A 4,286-nucleotide genomic window follows, 5' to 3' on the forward strand; every position below is an offset into this window, starting at 1 on the left:
GGCATTGCGCTTTGCTGCGTACCGCGCTCATAATCCGCAAAGTTCGGGGGACTTATGCTGCAATTGCAATCGGCATTCGGCATCGCCGCCCTGCTCGCGATCGCCTGGGCGCTCGGCGAAAACCGCCCCGCCGTATCGATCAAGCAGGCCGCGCTGGGCCTGGCCGTCACCTTCCTGACCGCCATCGTCCTGATCAAGATCCCCGTGGTCGCGCACGCTTTCGGCGCCATCAACGATGCCGTCGGCGCGATCGCGGCCGCTTCCCGTGCCGGCAGCTCCTTCGTGTTCGGCTATCTCGGCGGGAGTACCCTGCCCTTCGATCTCAAGGTGCCCGGCGCCGATTTCATCCTGGCGTTTCAGGCATTGCCGATCGTGCTAGTCATGAGCGTACTGACGACGCTGTTGTTCTACTGGCGCGTGCTGCCACCGATCGTGCGCGGCATGGCGTGGCTGCTGGAGCGCACGCTCGGCGTCGGCGGCGCGGTGGGGCTATCGACCGCGGCCAACATCTTTCTCGGCATGGTGGAAGCGCCGCTGTTCGTGCGGCCTTATCTGCCGCAGATGACGCGCAGCGAATTGTTCCTGGTGATGACCGGCGGCATGGCCGGCATCGCCGGCACCGTGCTGGTGCTCTATGCCACGCTGCTTGCGCCTCTGATCCCCGACGCGGCCGCGCACTTCGTCGTCGCCTCGGTGCTCGGCGCGCCGGCCGCGATCCTGATCAGCCTGATCATGGTGCCGGAAACTTCCAAGCAGCTCACGGGCGGATCGCTGGCAGATCCCGACATGAACGCCTCTTCGACGATGGACGCGATCGTCAAGGGCACCTCTGCCGGGCTCGAGCTGTTGCTCAATATCGTCGCGATGCTCTTGGTGCTGGTCGCGCTGGTGCACCTCGCCAACGCGATGCTGTCGCTGCTGCCTGAGATCGGCGGCGCGCCGATCTCGCTGCAGCGTGTGCTCGGCCTGGTGATGGCGCCGGTGTGCTGGCTGATGGGCCTGCCATGGTCGCAGGCCATCACCGCGGGCAGCCTGATGGGCACCAAGACCGTGCTGAACGAGCTGATCGCCTATGTCGATTTTTCCAAGCTCGACGCGTCAGCGCTCGATCCGCGCGCCCGGTTGATCATGCTCTATGCGATGTGCGGCTTCGCCAATTTCGGCAGCCTCGGGATCATGATCGCCGGCCTCGGCACCATGGCCCCCGAGCGGCGCGAGGAGATCAACGCGCTCGGATTGAAGTCGATCGTCTCGGGTACCCTGACGACGTGTTTGATGGGCGCGATCGTGGGTGTGCTGACGTAACCGCCGTCGTCATTGCGAGGAGCGTAAGCGACGAAGCAATCCAGACCGCCGCCACGGATACACCCTGGATTGCTTCGCTTTGCTCGCAACGACGATGTGGCGACCACGGTGCTTCAAGCGGTCAATTCCTTCGTCTTGAAGTTCGCCGGCAGGATCACCTCCAACAGCTCGACGTCGTCTGAATAATCCAAAATCATGTGCTTGATCTTCGGCGGCTGGGTCCAGGAGCTGCCCTGTTTCATCAGAGTCTCGCCGACGCCTTCGAGGTAGCTCTTCACCCAGCCCTTCAGCACATAGACCATTTGGAATTCGACCGCGTGGGTGTGGAGCTTTGACACCTCGTGCGGATTGCAGGGCGGCAGCAGCCGGATCACATGCGCCCGCGCCAGGCCGTGGGTCGCATCGGCGATGCCGAGATCGCGATAGGCCGCATAGGCACGCAGGCCGTCGGTCTTGAAGTCTTCCTCACGGAGGTGGCTGATCGCGACCTGCTGCCTCCGCCGCTTGGGTGCCGGCGCCGCGCGCCCGGTGCTGGCGAGCATCTTGCGTGCGCTCGGCTTTGCCGCCGGTTTGGCGGTCTGGCGTGGCGATGTCTTGGACGGTGAAGTCTTGGACGATGAAGTCTTGGCTGCCCACGTTTTGGCGGCGCCGCGTTTGGCAGCGGTGGGCGATGCAGGCGTCTTCGAGCGGCTCTTGCTGGCCATCGTGCTCTCCCTCGGTTTCCTCTGAAACGAAGGGTAGCACAATGCGTTCGTGTAGGGTGGGCAAAGCCACTTGTCCGCCGAAGCCCAAAGGGCGAAGGCGTGCCCACCCCGCGAGGCGGTCGCTTAGTGCAGCTGGAACAGGCCGTCGACGGCGCGCAGTTCCGCCGGCTTGATCAGTTTGGAGTGGGCGACTGTGACCGCAAACAGCGGCCCCTCCAGCTTCGCTTGCCAGAAGCTGAGGAAATCCTGCAGCGCCGGGAATTTCGGAAACAGGTCGTAATTCTGCCAGACATAGGTCTGTAACAACGAGGGATGATCCGGCATCCGGTAAAGGATTTGCGCCGTCGTCAGCCCGTATCCCAAGACCTGTTTCCGAAAGTCCTCGGAAACAATACCAACCCGCGAACTCATGCCAACCTCCATTTTAAGGAAGCGCATTGTCCGGGTGGGGACCGGGACGGAGCCACCCGGTAAGATGCGCTCACTTGTCAGAAATGTGACGCATGCAACCAACCCATCTCAAGCCTAAAAGTTTAACGGCGTGTTGAAATTTGCTGCATTAGCAGCATCTTACCGCGCGTGCTAATACTGCCTTTCACGATCCGTTCCCGCTATTAACGATGCCGGAACGTTTTGGCAGGCGGCCGGATCGACTGCTAATTTTTCTGCTACAAGCCCTTGTCCGCGACAGGACTTCGGCCTATTTCCTGGCAGCGTGCTGGCACTCGCCGGCAGCGACTGCCAATCTCCAAAAACTTCGAAAACAGTTTCAATATCTTAGGAGGACTGTATGAACTTCCGTCCGCTTCACGACCGCGTCGTGGTCAAGCGCATCGACGCCGAAGAGAAGACCGCTGGCGGCATCATCATTCCGGACTCTGCCAAGGAAAAGCCGTCGCAGGGCGAAGTCACTGCGGTGGGCCCGGGCGGCCGCGACGAGAGCGGCAAGCTGATCCCGATCGACATCAAGGTCGGCGACCGCGTGCTGTTCGGCAAGTGGTCCGGCACCGAGGTCAAGATCGATGGCCAGGATCTCCTGATCATGAAGGAGAGCGACATCATGGGCGTGCTCACCGACGTCCCCAGCAGCAAGAAGAAAGCTGCTTAAGCTTTAAGCCGCATCCGCTCACCCTGAGGAGCGCCTGCGGGCGCTACGCACGGGGTGAGACAACAATTCAATTCAGGGAAATCCATATATGTCAGCCAAAGACGTGAAATTCGGCGTTGACGCCCGCGATCGCATGCTGCGCGGCGTCGACATCCTCGCCAACGCCGTCAAGGTCACCCTCGGCCCGAAGGGCCGCAACGTGGTGCTCGACAAGTCGTTCGGCGCTCCCCGCATCACCAAGGACGGCGTTACCGTCGCCAAGGAGATCGAGCTCGACGACAAGTTCGAGAACATGGGCGCGCAGATGGTGCGCGAAGTCGCCTCCAAGTCCGCTGACGCGGCCGGCGACGGCACCACCACCGCGACCGTGCTCGCGGCCGCGATCGTCCGTGAAGGCGCCAAGTCGGTTGCCGCCGGCATGAACCCGATGGACCTCAAGCGCGGTATCGACCTCGCGGTCGAGGCTGTGGTGGCGGATCTCGTCAAGAACTCCAAGAAGGTCACCTCGAACGACGAGATCGCCCAGGTCGGCACCATCTCGGCGAACGGCGATGCGGAAATCGGCAAGTTCCTGGCCGACGCCATGAAGAAGGTCGGCAACGAGGGCGTCATCACCGTCGAGGAAGCCAAGTCGCTCGAGACCGAGCTCGACGTCGTCGAGGGCATGCAGTTCGACCGTGGCTACATCTCTCCCTACTTCGTCACCAACGCCGACAAGATGCGCGTCGAGATGGATGACGCCTACATCCTGATCAACGAGAAGAAGCTCTCCTCGCTGAACGAGATGCTGCCGCTGCTCGAAGCCGTGGTGCAGACCGGCAAGCCGCTGGTCATCGTCGCCGAAGACGTCGAAGGCGAAGCGCTGGCCACCCTGGTCGTGAACCGCCTGCGTGGCGGCCTGAAGGTCGCTGCCGTCAAGGCACCGGGCTTCGGTGATCGCCGCAAGGCCATGCTGCAGGACATCGCGATCCTGACCGGCGGTCAGGCGATCTCGGAAGACCTCGGCATCAAGCTCGAGAACGTCAACCTCACCATGCTCGGCCGCGCCAAGAAGGTGATGATCGACAAGGAGAACACCACGATCGTCAACGGCGCCGGCAAGAAGGCCGACATCGAGGCGCGCGTGGCCCAGATCAAGGCGCAGATCGAGGAGACCACCTCGGACTACG

The 4,286-nt window shown here is 62.5% G+C and carries 5 protein-coding genes; 3 read left to right on the forward strand and 2 right to left on the reverse strand.

Annotated elements, in window-relative coordinates; translation table 11 throughout:
* The first annotated feature begins 54 nt into the window (after window positions 1-54).
* On the forward strand, window positions 55-1,305 hold the full coding sequence (locus tag WA702_RS07285) for a NupC/NupG family nucleoside CNT transporter (protein ID WP_425109854.1): 1,251 nt from the start codon (window positions 55-57) through the stop codon (window positions 1,303-1,305).
* A gap of 113 nt (window positions 1,306-1,418) precedes the next feature.
* Here the strand turns inward: WA702_RS07285 and WA702_RS07290 are convergent, their stop codons facing one another.
* Window positions 1,419-2,009, reverse strand: coding sequence for a cupin domain-containing protein (locus WA702_RS07290; RefSeq protein WP_425109855.1), 591 nt, complete (start codon window positions 2,007-2,009; stop codon window positions 1,419-1,421).
* Window positions 2,010-2,132: 123 nt separating this feature from the next.
* A complete protein-coding gene (locus tag WA702_RS07295; RefSeq protein ID WP_425109856.1) occupies window positions 2,133-2,420 on the reverse strand; it encodes an usg protein in 288 nt (95 codons plus the stop codon).
* 379 nt (window positions 2,421-2,799) lie between these two features.
* On the opposite strand from WA702_RS07295, the gene WA702_RS07300 reads away from it, so the two are divergent.
* On the forward strand, window positions 2,800-3,117 hold the full coding sequence (locus WA702_RS07300) for a co-chaperone GroES (RefSeq protein WP_425109857.1): 318 nt from the start codon (window positions 2,800-2,802) through the stop codon (window positions 3,115-3,117).
* Between the two features lie 88 nt (window positions 3,118-3,205).
* A partial coding sequence (gene groL / locus WA702_RS07305; RefSeq protein WP_425109858.1) for a chaperonin GroEL occupies window positions 3,206-4,286 on the forward strand: 1,081 nt, incomplete at its 3' end.

Source organism: Bradyrhizobium sp., from assembly GCF_049798375.1.
Taxonomy (GTDB): domain Bacteria; phylum Pseudomonadota; class Alphaproteobacteria; order Rhizobiales; family Xanthobacteraceae; genus Bradyrhizobium.